The organism is Polaromonas sp. P3_C2, from assembly GCF_056402675.1.
The window spans coordinates 1-1,396 of sequence record NZ_JBFUGX010000898.1 but is presented as its reverse complement, the minus strand read 5'-3'; the positions used below and the strand labels follow the sequence as shown (position 1 = coordinate 1,396).

1 protein-coding gene and 1 pseudogene are annotated in these 1,396 nt (G+C 63.1%); one reads left to right on the top strand and one right to left on the bottom strand.

Annotated elements, in window-relative coordinates; genetic code table 11:
- Positions 1-144 (top strand): annotated as a pseudogene (locus AC1DWI_RS23170) (redox-sensitive transcriptional activator SoxR); the annotation flags it as partial.
- Here AC1DWI_RS23170 and AC1DWI_RS23165 read toward each other — a convergent pair.
- On the bottom strand, positions 141-1,396 hold a 1,256-nt coding region (locus AC1DWI_RS23165), incomplete at its 5' end, for an Nramp family divalent metal transporter (RefSeq protein WP_477725919.1). The pseudogene AC1DWI_RS23170 and the gene AC1DWI_RS23165 overlap by 4 nt on opposite strands.

The window sequence follows — 1,396 nt, the reverse complement described above, 5'->3', positions numbered from 1 at the left end:
AAAAAACTGCGCGACACCCTGGACGACTGCATAGGCTGCGGCTGCCTGTCGATTGACAAATGCCGGCTGCGCAACCCGTATGACCAGCTCGCCGGGCAGGGCGCGGGGCCGCAGCGTTTGTGGGTTCGTCGCCGGGAAGCCTAGAACAAGGGGCGGATCAGATCCAGCAACATCATCGCCACCGCAAAGCCCATCACCACCACACCGCCCCAGCCGAACCACGTGGTCTTCAGGCCCGAGGTGAAATTGCCCATGACCGATTTCCGGCCGGCCAGCAGCATCAGGCCGGCCATGATGGGCACGGCCACCACGCCGTTGATCACGGCACTCCAGTAAAGCGCTTTCATCGGGTCTATGCTGGTGAAGTCCATGCCCGTGCCTACGATGGTGGCGATGACAATGATGGCGTAAAAGCGTTTGGCCTCGTACCAGTGGCGCTCCAGGCCTTCGGGCCAGCCGAAGGCCTCGGCCACGGCGTAGGCGGCCGACGAGGCCAGCACCGGCACGGCCAGCAGGCCGGTGGCGATGATGCCGCCGGCGAACAGCGCAAAGGCAAAATCGCCGGCCAGTGGCCGCAAAGCCTGCGCCGCCTGCGCGGCTGATGTCACATCATGGATACCGGCCGCATACAGCACCGCACCGCCCAACACCATGATGAAAAAGGCGATGGCATTAGAGAAAAACATGCCGATGTAGGTGTCGCGCTTGACGCGGCGAAGGTCGCGGCGGATCTTCTTTTCAGCGCCCAGTACCCCGCCCTTCAGGCGCAGCTCTTCCACCTCCTGCGAGGCCTGCCAGAAAAACAGGTAAGGCGAAATCGTGGTGCCCAGCAGCGCGACGATCATCATCCAGTAGCCCGAGGTCCACTGCAGTTTGGGTACGACCAGGTCATGCAGCACCTGGGCCCACTGCACCTGCACCAGGAACACGGCGATGACATAGGCAAAGAGAAAGAGCGTGAGCCATTTCAAAATGGGTGCGAGCTTGCGGTAAGGCACAAACACCTGTAGCAGCACGGTGATGATGCCGAAGGCCACTGCATGAAAGTGGTCGCCGCCGCCCACCGCCAGCTGCAGCGCCTCGCCCATCGCGGCAATGTCGGCGGCAATGTTGATGGTGTTGGCAATGACCAGCAAAAACACCATGCTCATCAGGAACGCGCGGGGCGTGTGCTCGCGCAGGTTGGCCGCCACACCCTTGCCGGTGACGCGTCCGATACGCGCGCTCACCAGCTGGATGGCGATCATGAAAGGCAGCGACAAAAACACCGTCCAGAGCAGGCCGGTGCCGAACTGCGCCCCCGCCTGCGTGTAGGTGGCGATGCCGGAAGGGTCGTCGTCGGCAGCGCCGGTGACTACACCTGGGCCGACATGGCGCAGGAAAGAGGGGATGCGGT